The sequence below is a fragment of the Pseudomonas sp. ok272 genome, from assembly GCF_900109995.1.
Lineage (GTDB): Bacteria > Pseudomonadota > Gammaproteobacteria > Pseudomonadales > Pseudomonadaceae > Aquipseudomonas.
In genome coordinates this window covers 38,419-56,299 of record NZ_FOCB01000015.1, presented here as the reverse complement: position 1 = coordinate 56,299, position 17,881 = coordinate 38,419, and the positions used below count along the sequence as shown (strand labels likewise).

General features: G+C 57.1%; 15 protein-coding genes and 1 pseudogene. 11 read left to right on the top strand and 5 right to left on the bottom strand.

Translation table 11 applies throughout. The annotated features are described in order from the left end of the window. The first annotated feature begins 249 nt into the window (after positions 1 to 249). The 9 genes and pseudogenes from hutC to BMW74_RS24980 all read left to right on the top strand — a co-directional run. A complete protein-coding gene (gene hutC, locus BMW74_RS20045; protein WP_093425609.1) occupies positions 250 to 1,002 on the top strand; it encodes a histidine utilization repressor in 753 nt (250 codons plus the stop codon). Positions 1,003 to 1,394: 392 nt separating this feature from the next. Continuing rightward, positions 1,395 to 3,074 (top strand): urocanate hydratase, encoded by a 1,680-nt coding sequence (gene hutU / locus BMW74_RS20040; RefSeq protein WP_093425800.1) that lies wholly within the window; start codon positions 1,395 to 1,397, stop codon positions 3,072 to 3,074. A 25-nt stretch (positions 3,075 to 3,099) separates the two neighbouring features. Continuing rightward, complete coding sequence (locus tag BMW74_RS20035) at positions 3,100 to 4,266, top strand: CaiB/BaiF CoA transferase family protein (RefSeq protein ID WP_093425606.1); 1,167 nt, start codon at positions 3,100 to 3,102, stop codon at positions 4,264 to 4,266. Continuing rightward, positions 4,256 to 5,398, top strand: coding sequence for an acyl-CoA dehydrogenase family protein (locus BMW74_RS20030; protein ID WP_093425603.1), 1,143 nt, complete (start codon positions 4,256 to 4,258; stop codon positions 5,396 to 5,398). Before BMW74_RS20035 ends, BMW74_RS20030 begins: the two co-directional genes overlap by 11 nt. A 96-nt stretch (positions 5,399 to 5,494) precedes the next feature. Further along, positions 5,495 to 6,922, top strand: a complete 1,428-nt coding sequence (locus BMW74_RS20025) for a purine-cytosine permease family protein (RefSeq protein WP_093425600.1) — start codon at positions 5,495 to 5,497, stop codon at positions 6,920 to 6,922. Positions 6,923 to 7,024: 102 nt separating this feature from the next. Beyond that, complete coding sequence (locus BMW74_RS20020) at positions 7,025 to 7,639, top strand: TetR/AcrR family transcriptional regulator (protein ID WP_093425597.1); 615 nt, start codon at positions 7,025 to 7,027, stop codon at positions 7,637 to 7,639. Positions 7,640 to 7,960: 321 nt separating this feature from the next. Continuing rightward, complete coding sequence (locus tag BMW74_RS20015) at positions 7,961 to 8,257, top strand: ArsR/SmtB family transcription factor (RefSeq protein ID WP_093425594.1); 297 nt, start codon at positions 7,961 to 7,963, stop codon at positions 8,255 to 8,257. A gap of 56 nt (positions 8,258 to 8,313) precedes the next feature. Further along, the gene (locus BMW74_RS20010) at positions 8,314 to 9,324 is read left to right on the top strand and encodes a zinc-dependent alcohol dehydrogenase family protein (protein ID WP_093425591.1); all 1,011 of its coding nucleotides are present in this window, start codon (positions 8,314 to 8,316) and stop codon (positions 9,322 to 9,324) included. 3 nt (positions 9,325 to 9,327) lie between these two features. Further along, a pseudogene (locus tag BMW74_RS24980) lies at positions 9,328 to 9,462 on the top strand (transposase domain-containing protein); the annotation flags it as partial. 41 nt (positions 9,463 to 9,503) lie between these two features. Here BMW74_RS24980 and arsN2 read toward each other — a convergent pair. Continuing rightward, the gene (arsN2, locus tag BMW74_RS20005) at positions 9,504 to 9,953 is read right to left on the bottom strand and encodes an arsenic resistance N-acetyltransferase ArsN2 (RefSeq protein ID WP_093425588.1); all 450 of its coding nucleotides are present in this window, start codon (positions 9,951 to 9,953) and stop codon (positions 9,504 to 9,506) included. Positions 9,954 to 10,369: 416 nt separating this feature from the next. Between arsN2 and BMW74_RS20000 the strand changes: the two genes are divergently transcribed. Continuing rightward, complete coding sequence (locus tag BMW74_RS20000; protein ID WP_093425585.1) at positions 10,370 to 11,986, top strand: arylsulfatase; 1,617 nt, start codon at positions 10,370 to 10,372, stop codon at positions 11,984 to 11,986. Between the two features lie 82 nt (positions 11,987 to 12,068). Continuing rightward, complete coding sequence (locus tag BMW74_RS19995) at positions 12,069 to 13,328, top strand: OmpP1/FadL family transporter (RefSeq protein WP_093425582.1); 1,260 nt, start codon at positions 12,069 to 12,071, stop codon at positions 13,326 to 13,328. A 697-nt stretch (positions 13,329 to 14,025) separates the two neighbouring features. Here BMW74_RS19995 and BMW74_RS19990 read toward each other — a convergent pair. The 4 genes from BMW74_RS19990 to rpoE all read right to left on the bottom strand — a co-directional run bounded on the left by BMW74_RS19990 (position 14,026) and on the right by rpoE (position 17,855). After that, complete coding sequence (locus BMW74_RS19990) at positions 14,026 to 15,456, bottom strand: DegQ family serine endoprotease (RefSeq protein WP_093425579.1); 1,431 nt, start codon at positions 15,454 to 15,456, stop codon at positions 14,026 to 14,028. A gap of 230 nt (positions 15,457 to 15,686) precedes the next feature. Further along, a complete protein-coding gene (locus BMW74_RS19985; RefSeq protein WP_093425576.1) occupies positions 15,687 to 16,646 on the bottom strand; it encodes a MucB/RseB C-terminal domain-containing protein in 960 nt (319 codons plus the stop codon). 8 nt (positions 16,647 to 16,654) lie between these two features. Then, positions 16,655 to 17,242, bottom strand: a complete 588-nt coding sequence (locus BMW74_RS19980) for a sigma-E factor negative regulatory protein (protein ID WP_093425573.1) — start codon at positions 17,240 to 17,242, stop codon at positions 16,655 to 16,657. A 31-nt stretch (positions 17,243 to 17,273) separates the two neighbouring features. After that, the gene (gene rpoE / locus BMW74_RS19975; RefSeq protein ID WP_093425570.1) at positions 17,274 to 17,855 is read right to left on the bottom strand and encodes an RNA polymerase sigma factor RpoE/AlgU; all 582 of its coding nucleotides are present in this window, start codon (positions 17,853 to 17,855) and stop codon (positions 17,274 to 17,276) included. Positions 17,856 to 17,881 lie beyond the last annotated feature (26 nt).

Here is a 17,881-nt window from a genome sequence, read left to right as displayed (position 1 = left end):
TGGCAGAGAACGGCCAAAACCGGTCACTGAAAACCCGCTCAAAAAAACTCCAAAAACGATTCCATGAATCGGTTGCATGGCCGTAACGCGCTGTATCGTTGGAGTTGAAAGCTTTCAAAAGGCTGTTCGTTGCACAACGGCGCCCATCTATCCTTCGATCCATTCCCCTACATAGGCGTAATCCCTGGCGGCAGAGTAAACTGCACTCCAGGCTTGTCGGAGTAATTCATTTTAATATCAGGAATTAATGTGCCCAAATCTATTGAGGATAATGCATCCCTCGAATCCTTCTCTCTCGAGAGCCCCTCCCCCCTGTATGCTCGGGTCAAGCAAATCATCATGCAGAAGATTCGCTCCGGTGCCTGGCTGCCCAACTCCAAGCTCCCCTCTGAAAGTGAACTGCTGAATTTGCTGGGTGTGAGTCGCATGACCATCAACCGCGCCCTGCGAGAGCTGACCATCGAGGGCTCGTTGGTGCGCATGCAGGGAGTGGGTACCTTTGTGGCCGAGCCCAAGGGGCATGCGGCACTGTTCGAGATCCACAATATCGCCGAAGAAATTGCTGCCCGAGGTCATGAGCATCGCTGCGAAGTGATCGTGCTCGAAGAAATGCCCGAACGTGCCCGTGCTTCAATGCCCTTCCCGCTCGAAGGGGTCAAGCGCGTGTTTCACTCGGTTGTGGTGCACCACGAGAATGATGTACCGGTGCAGATCGAAGAGCGCTTCGTCAATGCCGAAGTGGCACCCGCCTATCTGCAGCAGGACTTTACCAAGGTCACGCCTTACGCCTATCTGATCCAGTTGGCGCCATTGACCGAAGGCGAACATGTGGTCGAGTCCATCCATGCCAAATCCGCGGAGTGCAAACTGTTGCACATCAAGCGCTATGAACCGTGCCTGTTGATTCGCCGTCGTACGTGGGCGGCAAAGGGTCAGGTCGGTTGCGCGCGCCTGGTTTATCCCGGCTCGCGTTATCGCCTGGAAGGTAAATTCGGCAACTGAATCACGAGGCGAGCGGCCCCCGCCTGCCGCTCGATAAGCCTGCCTTGCAGACATTCTGCTGACGCTGATACTGCCACCGCCCTGAGTAGCAGAAAGGTGACACCTCAGCGTAACACGCGCACAAAAGTGTTACGCAATGCCCATTCTCTCAAAAAATATTTACAAAGTTGCAACATTATTTTCAATCATCTTCTCGTTGCCCCCCTTCTTGACGAAAGTTTTAAGTCATTGAAATAAAACTATTTTTTCAGTTTTTAAATTTTTATCTGCGTCAACAAAACCTGTTTTGGCCCTTCGCTTGCATTCACTTGTACATACAGGTTGGTATAAGCATATATGTACATCACAAGTTGCGACTGCCAACCCGCTAGCCAATGAATGAGGAGATGACCATGACCGCCAAGACCACCCGCCTGCGCGATGTCGAAATTCGCGCCGCCCGCGGCAACCAGTTGACCGCCAAGAGCTGGTTGACCGAAGCGCCGCTGCGCATGTTGATGAACAACCTCGACCCGGAAGTCGCCGAGAACCCAAAAGAACTGGTGGTCTACGGAGGCATCGGGCGTGCCGCGCGTAACTGGGAATGCTACGACAAGATCGTCGAAAGCCTGACCAACCTGAATGACGACGAAACCCTGCTGGTGCAATCCGGCAAGCCGGTCGGCGTGTTCAAGACTCACAGCAACGCTCCGCGCGTACTGATCGCCAACTCCAACCTGGTTCCACACTGGGCGAACTGGGAGCACTTCAATGAGCTGGATACAAAAGGCCTGGCCATGTACGGCCAGATGACTGCCGGCAGCTGGATCTACATCGGCAGCCAGGGCATCGTTCAAGGTACTTACGAAACCTTCGTCGAAGCCGGTCGCCAACACTACAACGACAACCTCAAGGGCAAGTGGGTACTGACCGCCGGCTTGGGCGGCATGGGTGGCGCCCAGCCATTGGCGGCAACTCTGGCCGGCGCCTGCTCGCTGAACATCGAATGCCAGCAGAGCCGTATCGACTTCCGCCTGAGCAGCCGTTATGTCGACGAACAGGCCACTGACCTCAACGACGCGCTGGCCCGTATCGCCAGGTACACCAAGGAAGGCAAAGCGATTTCCATCGCCCTGCTCGGTAACGCAGCTGAAATCCTCCCGGAAATAGTTCGTCGCGGTGTGCGTCCGGACATGGTCACCGACCAGACCAGCGCCCACGACCCACTCAACGGTTACCTGCCAGCAGGCTGGACCTGGGACGAGTACCGCGCCCGCGCCAAGACCGAGCCGGCTGCCGTGGTGAAAGCCGCCAAACAATCGATGGCCATCCACGTCAAAGCCATGCTCGACTTCCAGAAGATGGGCGTTCCGACCTTCGACTACGGCAACAACATCCGTCAGATGGCGCAAGAAGAAGGCGTGGAAAACGCATTCGACTTCCCGGGTTTCGTACCGGCTTACATCCGTCCGCTGTTCTGCCGTGGCATCGGTCCATTCCGCTGGGTTGCACTGTCGGGCGATCCGCAAGACATCTACAAGACTGACGCCAAAGTCAAAGAACTGATCCCGGACGATGCACACCTGCACAACTGGCTGGACATGGCGCGCGAGCGCATCAGCTTCCAGGGTCTGCCGGCGCGTATCTGCTGGGTTGGTCTGGGTCTGCGCGCCAAGCTCGGCCTGGCGTTCAACGAAATGGTCCGCAGCGGCGAACTGTCGGCACCGATCGTGATCGGTCGCGACCACCTGGACTCCGGTTCCGTGGCCAGCCCGAACCGCGAAACCGAGTCCATGCAGGACGGTTCCGATGCCGTGTCCGACTGGCCACTGCTCAACGCCTTGCTCAACACCGCGAGCGGCGCGACCTGGGTTTCCCTGCACCACGGCGGCGGCGTCGGCATGGGCTTCTCCCAGCACTCGGGCATGGTGATTGTCTGCGACGGTACTGACGAAGCGGCCGAGCGCATCGCTCGCGTACTGCACAACGACCCGGCCACTGGCGTTATGCGTCACGCCGATGCTGGTTACCAGATCGCGATTGATTGTGCCCATGAACAAGGCCTCAACCTGCCGATGATCGGCAAGGCGTAAGCCCTACCCTCGAGGAGCCTGCAACATGACCAGCAGCCCGTTTACACAGCAGCTACAGGGCGTTCGCGTTCTGGACCTGAGCCGCGTATTGGCCGGTCCGCATTGCACCGCAATGCTCGCGGATCTTGGCGCCGACGTCATCAAATTCGAAGTTCCCGGGCACGGCGATGACAGCCGCCACCTGGGTCCATTCAAGGATGGCGAAAGCATCTATTTTGGCCTGATCAATCGCGGCAAGCGCAGTGTCGAGATGGATTTCAAGTCCACCGCCGAACGTGCGCGCTTATATGAACTGGTGCGTGACGCCGACGTCGTCGTGGAGAACTTCCGCCCTGGCGTAACACGTCGCCTGGGCATCGACTTCGACACCCTCAAGCAATACAACCCCAAGCTGATCTATGCGAGCATTTCTGGCTTCGGCCAACACGGTCCGCTGTCGTGCAACCCAGCCTATGACATCGTCGCCCAGGCGATGTCCGGGCTGATGAGCGTCACCGGCTTTGCCGAGACAGGACCAACCCGCAGCGGCGAGGCTATCGGCGATCTATGTGCTGGCGTTTATGCCGCCTGGGCGATCAGCTCGGCGCTATTCGCTCGCGAGCGGCATGCGCCAGGAGCGCAATACATCGACGTCGCCATGTTCGATGTATTGTTCAGCCTGCAAATGACCGGCCTGTCCAATCTCTTTGCCAATGGCGTAGCGCCGGGACTGGTCGGCAACCGTCACCCGGTTTCGACACCCTTTGATACTTACCGCGCCGCCGATGGCCAGGTGGTCATCGCAGTGGCGAGCAACAAGCTGTTCCAGCGCTTATGCGAATGCTTGGGCAAGCCTGAGCTGGGCAACGACACGCGCTTTGCCGATGACCCGCAACGTACGTTGAACGAACCCGCGCTGCGCGCTGAAATCGAAACCTGGACGCGCCAGCTGAGCGTCGACCAGGTCTGCGACATCCTGCTCGATGCCGGCGTGCCGTCCTCCCCAGTGTGGAACCTCGCCCAGGCCGCCGAAAGCGAACAAGCAGAAGTCCGTCAGCTGCTGATTCGACCCGAGGGCTCAGCGCAGCCGCTAGTACCGCAACCGGTTTTTTTCAATGGTCACAAACCCCATACCCTTACCCTCGCCCCACGCTTAGGCGCAGATAACGAGGCATTCGGACTGCACAAACAGGAGCTCTCCCATGAACTTTGAATTGGATCTGGTCGAACTGGCCGTTGTCGAAACCGTCGAAAAACTTGCCCGTGAGGTGATCCAACCACGCGCCCAACATTACGACGAAACCGAGACCTTCTGCGCCGAGAGCCTGCAGGCTTTGGCCGAGTTGGGTGGCATGAGTATCAACCTGCCAGAGGAATACGGAGGACTGGGTATTGGCAGCCTGGCCATGAGCCGCGTGGTTGAAGCCGTGGCGGGTGCTTGTGCCTCGACTGCATCGGCCTTGACCGCGCATTTCCTGGCGACCGATTCGATCCTGATCGGCGGCACCGAGGCGCAGAAACAACACTGGCTGCCTCGTGCCGCCAGCGGCGAATTGCTCGGCGCCTTCGCCCTGACCGAGCCGGCAGCCGGTTCCAATCCGGCCGACATGCGTTGCCGGGCGCACCGTGAAGAGGGCGGTTGGCGAGTGCGCGGCAGCAAACATTACATCACCAACGCCCGCGAGGCCGGCTTCATCGTGCTCTATGCCAAGACGGACGCAGACGCCGGGCACAAGGGCATCAGCGCCTTCATGATTCCCCAGGGCACCGCAGGCATCAGCTTCTCCAGCCCGGAAAAGACCATGGGGTTGCGTGGCAGTACGATCTATGAACTGGCCCTGGACTGCTGGTTGCCCGATTCGGCATTGCTCGGCAGCGAAGGCGCCGGCTTCAACACCGCCATGGCCGTGCTCGACCGCGGTCGGGTCGAAGTGGCAGCCATGTCATTGGGCATCGCCAATGCCGCCTTGCAGGCGAGCCTGAACTGGGTCCGCGAACGGCAGATCGGACCCAAGCCGCTTGCCGCCTATCAAGGCACCCAATGGCGCCTGGCCGATATGTACGCGCAGCTGGAAGCGGCCCGCATGCTGACCTGGAAAGCCGCCGCCCGCCGCGACAGCGGTGAGCGCTTCAGCCTGGATTCGGCGACCGCGAAACTGGTCGCTGCCGAATGTGCCGGCTTCGTCACCGATGCCGCGCTACAGCTCCATGGCGGCTATGGCTACATTCGCGACCTGCCGCTGGAGCGCTACGTGCGCGACGCACGCATCCTGCGGATTTTTGAAGGGACCTCGGAAGTGCAGAAAATCATCATTTCGCGAAATCTGCTCGACGCCCAGCGCTAACCGAGCGAAAAACCGGAGCCTGTCCTACAGGCCTCCTCCTTAGTGTCTCAACCCCGAGAAGGCTGTCGTATCCAACGACACCCGAGAGGAACCGCCATGTCCGCCTCCAAAGAAAGTGCGCAGCGCAAGACGTATATAGAACGGCGATCCATCGATTACATCCCCGAGTCGGAGCGCCATGGCCGACTGCTCAGCCAGTTCACGCTCTGGTTCGGTGCAAACCTGCAAGTCACCGCGATCGTCACCGGGGCGCTGGCCGTGGTGTTGGGCGGTGATGTGTTCTGGTCGCTGATCGGTCTGCTGATCGGGCAACTGCTGGGCGGCGCGATCATGGCGCTGCACGCTGCCCAAGGCCCGCAGCTGGGCCTGCCACAAATGATCTCCAGTCGTGTGCAATTCGGGGTCTACGGCGCCGTCATCCCCATCGTCCTGGTCTGCATGATGTATGTGGGGTTTTCGGCCAGCGGCTCGGTGCTCGCCGGCCAGGCCATCAGCCAACTGGTCAACGTCAGTGACGCCACCGGCATTCTCATTTTTGCGGCGATGATCGTCGTGCTGACGGTGCTGGGCTATCGGACCATCCATTGGATCGGACGGTTGTCGAGCCTGATTGGCGTGGTGTCGTTCTTCTATCTGTTCTACCGGTTGCTGTCAGCCCATGACATCAGTGAGCTGCTCGGCAACCGACACTTTTCACTGAGTAGTTTTCTGCTGGCGATCTCATTGTCGGCTTCTTGGCAGATCGCATTCGGCCCTTACGTAGCGGACTATTCGCGCTACCTGCCGCGAAAAACCTCTGCCTGGAAGACCTTTCTCGCCGTGGGCCTGGGCTCAGTCATCGGCACACAAATCTCCATGGTCTTCGGCGTTTTCGTCGCGGCCCTGGCAGGTGACCAGTTTGCTGGCCACGAGGTTTCCTACATCGTCGGAATGGGTGCCAGTGGCATCGTGGCTTCCCTACTGTTTTTCAGCATTGTGTTCGGCAAGGTGACCATTACCACTCTCAACGCTTACGGCAGCTTCATGTCGTTGGCGACGATCGTCAGCGGCTTTCGCGGGAACCAGGAAATTTCCAAAACTTTGCGCATGATCTACATTCTGGTCATGGTCGGGCTCGCGACGGCACTGGCACTTCTGGGAAGGCACTCGTTCCTTCACGATTTTTCCGCCTTCATCCTGTTCCTGCTGGCCTTTTTCACCCCTTGGAGCGCCATCAACCTGGTGGACTTCTACCTGGTGACCAAGGAGCGCTATGACATACCCGCGCTCTCCGATCCGGATGGCCGCTATGGACGCTGGAATGTGCCGGGTATTGCGGTCTATGTCCTCGGCGTGCTGATACAGATGCCGTTCATTGCCACCAGTTTCTACACCGGTCCTTTGGTAGAAACCCTGGGCGGGACCGATATTTCATGGCTGATCGGGCTGACGGTACCTGCCCTGATTTACTACCTGGTGGCACGCGGCTCGCGGCAACGGATCCCCGCACAACTGATTCTTCCGCAAGAGACCAGCCCGGCCTGATCCACCCTCACCACAGGGCGGCCTGCCAGGGCCGCCACTGCTCATCTGACTGACCAACGCCAAATGATCGCTCGCTCATCTTTCCTCATTGATGGATCCACCATGCTTGCAGCCATCGCATCAGCCAATCCGGCACTCAGCGCTCGCGACCGTCTTCTTGACGCCGCAATCGAGCTTTTCGCAACACGCGGCTTTCAGGCAATCGGCTTGCGCGATCTGGCGGGCCACGTGGGACTGCATGCCGGGTCCTTGTACCATCACATCGAAAACAAACAAGGCTTGCTGTTCGAGCTCATTGAGTCAGCCTTGTCGGACTTGTTGGTCGATACCAAGCGTCGGATGAAAGGCGCCAGGACCGCCTCTGAACGTGTACGCCGCTTTGTCAACGCCTTCGCAACCTTCAATCTGAATGAAAAACACCGATTGGTCCTGGTAACCCGCGAGTTCGTGAATCTCAACGAAGAACACAAGTACCAGGCTAACCAACTGAAAAATGCCTACTGGTCTCTATTGAGCGCAATTATCGCCGATGAGTACGAGGTGAAAGGCAAGCTCGATGGTGAGATCGGCCTGATCACCAATGCAGCCATTGGAATGCTGTACGGCCAGTCACAGTGGAATGATGTGGAGATAACCGAACAGCACCTGACAGAAGTACTCACAAGCTGTGTCATGTGCATTATCGCAAGTGGCAAGAAAACTACGGACCAGACATGACTATCATGCATCGTCAACGACAAGTCATCATATGGCGCGCCCTACGCTGTCTCAGAGGCAGTCATCAAGGCCGCTAGTTGCCGTTCGAAAAAGACAGTTATGGGTCGATTTCTGCCTTTCGCGGCAGGCGGAAATCGGCCAAAAGCGGACGATCAAGCATAGACCTGGGATGTCTACCAGCGCGGGGTAGTCCAAGCCGTCATTCAATGCGTTTACAAAAGTAGGGTCGATTCAGCTGGATGCGTTTTTTGATCCCCCCCCCTGCGAAGGGTAATAGATTACTTATTGAACATTTTGTAAAAACCCGTAACATTGCCCGCCATGATACTCGAACAGCTCAAAGCCCTGGGCAATGACACTCGCATGCAAATGATGGAGTGGCTCAAAGACCCACTCAGTAATTTCCCACCTCAGGATCATGGCAATCCTGCCATAGGGGTGTGCGTAACCCATTTGCAGCACAAGGCAGGGCTTTCACCGTCTAGCGCGTCTGCACACTTAGCTATCTTGCAACGTGCAGGCTTCGTGCTAACCACCCGCATCGGAAAATGGACTTACTACCGACGCAACGAGGAGGCGATTGATGACTTTGCGGCTAGGTTGACCATCGAATTGTAATTTTTAACCTGTCATTTCGTTATTTTGCGTAATTAGAAAACACAAGGAAACCCCCTATGAACAGCAAAGCAATCTTCGTCCAGCCCGGTGGCGGCTATGAAAACGTTGTGGTTGGCAGCAGCGAAGTCCGAGCCGCAGCGCATGGCGAAATCACCGTGCTCCTTCGCGCCAACTCGCTCAACTACCACGACTTCGCGGTGGTCAGTGGTATGTGGGGCCCTAGCGAAAAACGCATCCCCATGGCCGATGGTGCAGGTGAAGTCATTGCTGTCGGCCCAGATGTCACTGAATTCAAGTTGGGTGACTCGGTCGTCAGCACCTTCTTCCCGGAGTGGATCAGCGGTGTGCCGCTGGTTGAAGGCTTTGTTAGCGTGCCAGGTGATGGCATTGACGGCTACGCTCGTGAGCAAGTTACGGCCAAAGCCACATCGTTCACCCTCGCGCCGACTGGATACAGCCACGCTGAAGCTTCGACGCTTACCACCGCCGGCCTTACTGCATGGCGCGCCCTGATGGCCGATGACTCACTCAAGCCGGGCGACACCGTGCTCGTTCAAGGCACTGGTGGCGTTTCAATTTTTGCTCTGCAGTTCGCTAAAATGGCCGGTGCTACCGTCATTGCTACCTCTTCAAGCGACGAAAAACTTGAACGTCTGAAAGCGCTAGGCGCTGATCATGTGATCAATTACCGCAAAGACCTTAACTGGGGCGAAACTGCACGCGCTCTAACGGGTGGTCGTGGTGTTGACCACATCATCGAAGTCGGCGGCCCTGCGACGCTTGAGCAATCGATGATTGCAATTCGGGTTGCTGGTCACATCTCCATCATCGGGATATTGAGTGGCGTAAGCGGTGCAATGAATTTTGTACCGGCACTGATCAAGCAAGTGCGTCTTCAGGGTGTATTGGTGGGTAGCCGCAGCCAGCAGCAAGACATGATCCGAGCCATCAATGCTAATGGCATGCGCCCGATTATTGATCGTCATTTCCCTTTGAGCGAGATTGTCGAAGCGTTCAAGTATCAGGAAACCAACCAGCATTTCGGCAAAATTTGCCTGGATATTTAAGTACGCATGAATGGGCATGATCCGTATGCCTACCTCAAAGATGTGCCGACACTGCTGCCGACGCCGCGGGCGAGTTCGATTGGCCGTTCTCTGCCGGTCATGGCCACGCAGCGTGATGGTCAAATCCGATGCAAATGATTGGTCAGGTCGAATGCAAATGGGTGGGCAAGTCCATGCAATTACTCAGTAACCTCCGAGTTGCCTAACGACTTTCGTAGATAGGTTGCCGATGCAGGACACAAATGCTTGAACTGAACGGTTTGACTGATAGCGACCGGCGCTTCGTCCCTATCGAAAGCTTCGTATCCATTGGCTGTAAAAAATCCAGTAGCGCTTTGAGTTAACAAGTGCAACCGAAGCGCCCCTTGGGAGGCAGCATATTGTTCCAGCTCAGACAGCACAGCTCTGCCCAGTCCTTTCCCGCGCTGCAAATTACAAACGACCAGTGAGCGAAGCAGCATGTCCTGATCGGAACCCTCCAGGCCGCCGTACGCGATCCATTCCCCATCTATCTCAAAACGGAAAAACTGCCGCCCCGGGTCGCTTACATCATCAAAGGGCAATGCTGCTTGACTCAGAGCCTCACGGAGCTGACTCAATCCGTTCGCCTCGATTTTAAACATCTGCATTATCAGCCCTGATATAGCCCCCAAAGCCCTTGAGGCTAGCAGAGCTAGTCGCTTTAGCCTTGTCGCCTGTCGACAATGGACTATCTATATTGGGTCGTTTTCCGTCAGTCTCGCCGATTTCTATAGGGGGTTTCACCGCCTGACAGGACCAGCAACGACAACGAGAGAACGACAAGCAATTTGGTGTCCATTGCGGGGTTCCCTGAACAGAGACTGTTGGACGAGTCGTTAGCCTAATTCATGACCGTGAGTTTTGCCGCTTTATGCTGCGAATGTGGTTGTTATGTTCATGAAACAGTATGGGAAAGTTCAATTTATTACTGGAAGTTTCACAGATCATACCTACTCTCTTCGCGGGGGATCCAATTCAAAAACGGGCGGGGGCTCGTCTCAGTGCCAACGCACAGGATCTCGACATGGACCACACAACGTTATCCAGACTGTTTGCGGTATCAATGCTGTTGTCTGCAATGGCTCTACCCATCATGACGCAAGCCGCCGATAAACCACCCCCCAACATCGTGGTGATCATGGGTGATGACATCGGCTGGTCCAACATCGGTGCCTATAACCTGGGCATGATGGCTGGCAAGACGCCGAGCCTCGATCGCCTTGCCGCTGAAGGTATGCTGTTCACCGATTACTACGCCGAGGCCAGTTGTACCGCCGGGCGTGCCAATTTCATTACCGGCGAACTGCCGATCCGTACCGGCATGACCACCGTCGGTCAGGCCGGTTCGCCCATCGGTATTCCCGCCGAAGCGGTCACCATTGCCACTGCGCTTAAAGCTATGGGCTACGCCACCGGTCAGTTCGGCAAGAACCACTTGGGCGATCTGAACGAGTTCCTGCCCACCGTGCATGGCTTCGACGAATTCTTCGGTTACCTTTATCACCTCGATGCCATGGAAGACCCGGCGCACCCCAATTATCCGAAGGAACTTCTGGATACCGTCGGTCCGCGCAATATGGTCCACAGTTGGGCCACCACCACCGATGATCCAACAGTCATGCCGCGTTGGGGCAAGGTCGGCAAACAGAAGATCGAAGACGCTGGCACGCTCTATCCAGAACGGATGAAAACCGTCGACGAAGAGATTCGTGACAAGGCCTTCACATTTATCGACAAGGCTAAGCAGGACAACAAACCGTTCTTCGTGTGGCTCAACCCGACCCGCATGCACATCGTCACGCACCTCTCTGACAAGTACGAAGCCATGCGCAATGCGCAAAACGGCTGGTCGGAACAGGAAGCCGGGATGGCGCAACTCGACGATATCGTTGGTGATGTCATGGCCAAGCTGAAAAAAGACGGCATGGATGACAACACCATCGTGGTGTTTACTACCGACAACGGCGCGGAGAACTTCACCTGGCCGGACGGTGGCCAGACGCCCTTTGCCATGGGCAAAGGGACGGTCATGGAAGGCGGTTTCCGAGTTCCTGCGATCGTGCGCTGGCCAGGCCAAGTACCGGCGGGCAAAGTCGAGAACGGCATTATGTCCGGCATGGACTGGTTCCCAACCTTTGTCGCGGCAGCGGGTGACCCAAACATTGCCAGCGAGCTACTCAAGGGCAAGCAACTGGGTGACACCACCTACAAGGTGCATCTGGACGGCTATGACCAGACGCCCATGATCACCGGCAAGGGGCCATCGAACCGCCACGAAATCTTCTATTTCGGCGAAAGCGAGTTGGGCGCCGTTCGGATCGATGACTACAAGTACCGCTTCATCGATCAGCCAGGTGGCTGGTTGGGAGCCAAGGTGCATGTTGATGCCCCCATCCTGACCAACCTGCGACTCGACCCGTTCGAACGCGCTGGCTGGCCGGAAAATCAGGCCGCGGATGGCTCACAACAATACTTCGACTGGTTCAAGTTCCAGTTCTGGCGCTTTGTTTTTGTTCAGCAGCAAGTCGCCAAACTGGCCGAAACAGCCATCGAGTTTCCGCCGATGCAGAAAGGCGCAAGCTTTAACCTCGATTCGGTCAAGGCCAAGATCAAGGCCGCTCAAGCCGCGATGGGTAAATAGACAAAACAGGCGAATCACGGGCAGCCAGTGGTGGCCGCCCGTTTTCGTAACGACAGTCTATTGACCTCATGAGGAGCACCCAATGCTGATGAAATCATCCATGCTGGGACTGGTTGTCCTCTGCTGTCAGCAGGCCAGCGCAGGAGGGCTCACGTTGTATGAGTACTCCACCGACAACGTTGGTCTGGCCAACGCAGGGGTTGCGGCACGGGCACAGGGACCTTCGACCATTGCAGCCAACCCCGCCGGCTTGAGTTATCTGGACGGAACGCAGATCACCGCCGGCGCGCAGTTGCTTTATGGTGACCTGGGCTTTTCTCGCGATGATCAAACTAACGTGTCGGGTGGCAACGGCGGTAATGCGTTGGTGACGTCACCGAGCGCCAGCTTCTTTGTCAGCCACCGTCTGGACGATAACTGGAGTATTGGTTTCGGCACCTACGGGGACTTTGGTCTGGCAGCCGATTTTGGCGATAGCTGGTCCGGACGATATGTCACCCAGAAGGAAAGCCTGGTTGCTCTGTCGCTGGTGCCCAGTGTCGCCTATCGTTTCAACGACCAGTGGTCAGTGGGTCTTGGGATCAAAGCCATGTACGGGATGCTCAAGACCCAGGCGGCGATCGATCGATCGCCGTTGGGTCTGACGGACCGTAGCGATGGGCAGCTCAAGTATTCCGATAACACCTGGGGTTATGGAGCCAACCTCGGGGTGATCTACAGCCCGCAACCCAGTACACGAATTGGCCTGGCCTACACCAGTGAGGTCAAGTTCGACTTCAAGGACCACCTCACTGTGTATGGTCAAGGACCTGCGCTACGACGTCTGGATGGGCTGGATACACAGCTGACAATGCATGTTCCGCAGACTGTGACGCTCAGCCTGTATCAGGAACTGGATCAGCGCTGGGCGCTGTTAGCTACGGCAAACTGGCAAGACTGGTCGCGCTTCGGTGACGTGACGATTGATGTGGACACGTCAGCGGTCGGGGCACGTGCGACCACGATCAATGCAGATTACAAGGACACCTACCAACTGGCGTTTGGCACGCAATACAACGTCACGCCGCAGTTGCTCTGGAACGCCGGTATTGCCTATGACACCTCGGCGGTGTCGGACAGTAACCGAACCGTTACTGTCCCCATGGGGGATTCGTGGAGGCTGGCTACCGGTGCCACCTATGCGCTGGACAAGGACACCGAGGTCAACGTTAGCTGGGTCATGGCCTGGTTGGGCAATATGCCGGTCGACCAAAGCAAGACGCTCTCGGGTGACCGTATTTCCGGGGAGTTCACAAACGCCTGGCTTCAAGCCGTGACCGGAAACATGACCTGGCGTTTCTGATGCCCCGATAACGAAGAAATACGACTTAATCGATGGTAAACCAAAAAAGCTAGCTAATGACTGAGCTGAGTAATTGCACAGACTTGCCCATCCAATTGCATTCGGCCTGACCAGTCATTTGCATCGGATTTGACTAGGATGCTTCGTGGCCCTGACCGGCAGAAAACGGCCGATGCTGTTGAAAACAGTCGGCCATGGATTGCGCAGCAGAAAAGAATGCGTTCGAGATTGAAATCTTTATTTTCGGCAGAGGCTTCCTGACTCAGATTTCACGTAGCCGTGTGCAAAGAAGGCGTTTTAACCAGTCAATGACCAGGCCGTTTGGGCGAGCCGACTTTTTCAACAGAATCGGCCGGTTGTAGTCTTTCAGTGCTTGGACGAGGCACTCCCCCTGAGTGGCACCCGCTGCCCCCCCCATCAACTGCAAACAGCTGGTCAGCGCGAATACAAATGACCGGTCAGTGGCGATGCAATCAGGTGGTCAGTGAGATGCAATTACGCACGTTTGCCCGCAGAACACCACCGTGGCCATCAGCGGTCGCCGCTCCAGCCCCTGTTCGGCGCAAGCTTCATTCGCAAAACGCCCAAACCGAGCAACGCAGCCCCCCATAAAAGAGCCATTACCCAGGCACAGAAAAACAGCAGGCGAAAAAAAACCGCCTCATAAGAGGCGGTTCTTTATCTGCCAGTGACGGGGTTATTCAGCCAGCTTGAAGGTAATGAAACTGGCGCGTCCCTGACGCAGGACTCGCATCGACACCGAACGGTTCTTCGGCAGTGCCTTGGCGATCTCCGTGAACTCCTTGGTCGAACCAATCGCCTGATTATTCAGGTGAGTGATGACATCGCCCGGTTGCAGGCCGATCAAGGAAGCCGGGCCCTCCTGCACTTCCTTGATGACGACACCGCTCTTGAGGTCGAACGCTTTCTTCTGCTCATCGGTGAGCTCGACCACTGCCACGCCAAGACGATTGCTGCTGCGCTCGGCACCGGACTTGGCGAGGGCAGTAAGCTCCTGGCCTTCTTCCGGGATGGCGCCGACAGTCAGTTCGACATTTTTACGCTTACCATCACGGATCACTTCCAGGTTGGCCTTGGCCCCGGCCTTGAGCGCACCGACCAGATGCGGCAAGTCGGCCGACATGACGATCGGCTGACCGTTCATGCTCAGGATTACGTCACCCACCTGCAAACCACCCTTGGCGGCCGGACCATCGTCCTGGATCTGGGCAACCAGCGCGCCGGCAGGTTTATCCAGCCCAAAGGACTCGGCAAGATCCTTGTTCACTTCCTGAATGACCACACCCAACCAGCCACGGCTCACCTTGCCGCCGTTCTTCAGCTGATTGGACACGTCCATTGCGACGTCAATCGGGATCGCGAACGAAACCCCCATGAAACCGCCGGAGCGGGTGTAGATCTGTGAGTTGATCCCCACCACTTCGCCCGCCAGGTTGAACAGTGGCCCACCCGAGTTACCCGGATTGATCGGCACGTCCGTCTGAATGAACGGCACATAGTTCTCGTTCGGCAGGCTGCGGCCTATCGCACTGACAATGCCCTGGGTCACGGTGTGGTCGAATCCGAATGGCGAGCCAATCGCGACCACCCACTGCCCGGCCTTGAGGTCCTGGGATTTACCCAGCTTCAGGACCGGCAGGTCTTTGCCATCGATCTTCAGCAGTGCCACGTCGGAACGAGGATCGGTACCGACCAACTTGGCCTTGAGTTCGCTACGGTCTGCCAGGCGCACGAGAATTTCGTCCGCATCGGCAATCACGTGGTTGTTGGTCAAGATGTAGCCATCGGCAGAGATGATGAAGCCCGAGCCCAGGGACTGCGCCTCACGCTGGCGACCACCACCCGGGGATCGCTGCTGCGGCGGCAGGCCACGTTCGAAGAACTCGCGCAACATCGGCGGCAAGCCTTCAAGGTCAGGCATCTGTTGGCTGGAGACTTTGCGCTCTGGCAGCTTTTGCGTGGTACTGATGTTCACTACTGCAGGCGAGGCTTGCTCGACCAGTTGCGTGAAGTCAGGCAACTCAGCTGCCTGGGCAGCAACGGTCTGACCAAGTACCAGCACAGTGGCAAGGATGGTGAGGCAGGATTTCAAACGTGGTATCGACATACGGCTCCCATTACGACGAGCAGGGTTAAGCGATATGGAGCAAAAAAGTGGCGGCAAACAGGCTCCGTTACTTTTCCTCCGGAAACAACTATACAAGGCCAGAGCCGAGGAGCTCTGACCTATAGGAAAATTTAAGGCTTTATGCAAGTTGAAATGCTCACCAAACATTTCGACATCTCAATTGTGCGATAGGCAATAGCCGGCCCCGCGATAAGCGGCACCGGACGGGCTTACTGCTTGGCTGTCGAGGTATCGACACGCATGGATAGCGCGATCCGCTCCGCCGTGCCAATCGGGATCTCTCCCACCACCGTGACCATCATCTGGCCCTCTGGCGTCGTCAAGCGTCGCGAAACGGCAACGGTTGGCCCCAATTGAGTTCGAGTATCGGTGACCACTGCGCCGTTGAGCGGCTCAAAAAACACCGAAAAGCGCGCCACCCCGTCGTCATACATCAGGCTATTGACCTGGACATTCGTGGCCGGGTCCTTGTGCACACTGCTGAAAATGAGCTCAAAACCAGGTGGCAACCAATCGGAGTGCAAGACCTCTGGCACTTTCACAGCCGAAGCCTTGTCACTGCCCAACACGACTGCCTTGCACTCGGCACTGGCTTGTAGATCTCGATCAGACGGAACATCCGCCGTATCCAGGTGCGTGAACTGGAATCGCTCCAGCAGTTGCCCCTTGTCATTCAACAGCAACGACTTCAAGGGCAAAGCGGTTTCACGGTCCAGATGAAGCTCAAAACCATAACGATGCTGATCACGCGGCGTCAACGACACAATGACTGCCGAGCGCCCAGCCACACGCGACTTGCCAATGACGGCAAGGTCGTACCAGTTCTTGAGTTTTTGTGGATCGAGGGCACGGGCAGACGAGTCGGGCGTATCGCCCAGCCCTGCCACGAGTGTGCCGCTGACGCACTGAGTACGCCCATCAATGCGGACCACTTCCTGGGCCGAGCCATCGAGTTGAAGCATGCGCTCGTGAATGCTGCCATCCTGGACACGGTGCCAGATGCTATGGGTAGAAAAACTACCATTACGCTCGTAAACGAAAGTGCCTTGAAAGCTTTGCTGCTGCTCGGCCCGACTCAAGCGGCTCAACCAGTCTTGAGCCTCGTCGGCATGGGCTGGAACGATGAACCAGCCACTCAGCAAAAGCGTCAGTAGAGGTAGGGCGCGCATGGTCCTCCTTAACGGTCTTCCCGGCTCGCTGCACGAGCATAAGGCAGGGCACTTTCAGAGCCTTTGAGCGCGGCCTGTTGAGCGTGTTGACGCAGATAGCCTGGCAAACGCTGGTCCTGCCAACCCGCTTGACCTTGCATCACACCGTTGGCCATGGGCCCCGTGGCTTGCGAGCTTTCGCTGTAGCCCGCCAAAACCGCCGGTCCCTTGACTTGAGGAAGAGCCAGGCCAGGCTGGGTCGAGTGCTGCGCCAGCTCGATACCCGCGATCTCGTCTTGGTTGTACAGACGCACACCGACCAGCACGGCAGCCGTCACCGACGCGGCGACAGCCAGGCGTCCTACGCTGTGCCAAAGCCCGCGCTTAGCTTTTGCCGGCACAGCTTCGTCAGCCAGTGCTTGCGAAACAGCCGACGCCAGATCCAGGCGAGGAATCAGCAGGTCCTTGTGCATCACTGCCCGAGCGATCTGGTAACGAGCCCAGGTTTCGCGGGTTTCAACTTCGTCAAAGGCATTCAATACCCGACGCAACTCTAGTTCGTCCGCTTCGTTATCCATCACTGCGGACAGCGATTCCTGCAGGGCTTCACGACTCATGGCGGTTCCTCTCTTGGCTGTCGCCGCTGTCTCAGTTTTCCTGCAACAAAGGTTGCAGGGCCTTATCAATGGCTTCCCGAGCGCGGAAAATTCGGGAGCGCACGGTACCCACCGGACACTGCATGACACTCGCAATGTCCTCGTAACTCAGACCATCAAACTCACGCAAAGTTAAAGCTGTGCGCAAATCCTCTGGCAGTTGCTGGATGGTCCGATGGACAGTGCCTTCGATCTCATCCCGCAGTAAAACGCGCTCCGGTGACTCGAGATCCTTGAGGCCATGATCGCCATCGTAGAACTCTGCATCCTCGGAACTCACATCGCTATCAGGCGGCCGGCGGCCGCGCGAAACCAGATAGTTCTTCGCCGTGTTAATGGCGATGCGGTAAAGCCACGTATAAAACGCGCTATCTCCGCGAAAATTGCCAAGCGCACGGTAGGCTTTGATAAACGCTTCTTGCGCAACGTCCTGGGCTTCATGGGTGTCGTGCACAAAACGCACGATCAACCCGAGAATTTTGTGCTGGTATTTCAGCACTAGCAGATCGAAAGCACGCTTGTCGCCGCGTTGAACGCGTTCGACCAGCTGCTGATCCTCTTCCTGGGTTAGCATGAACACTCCTCGGTAAGCCCGGAGGA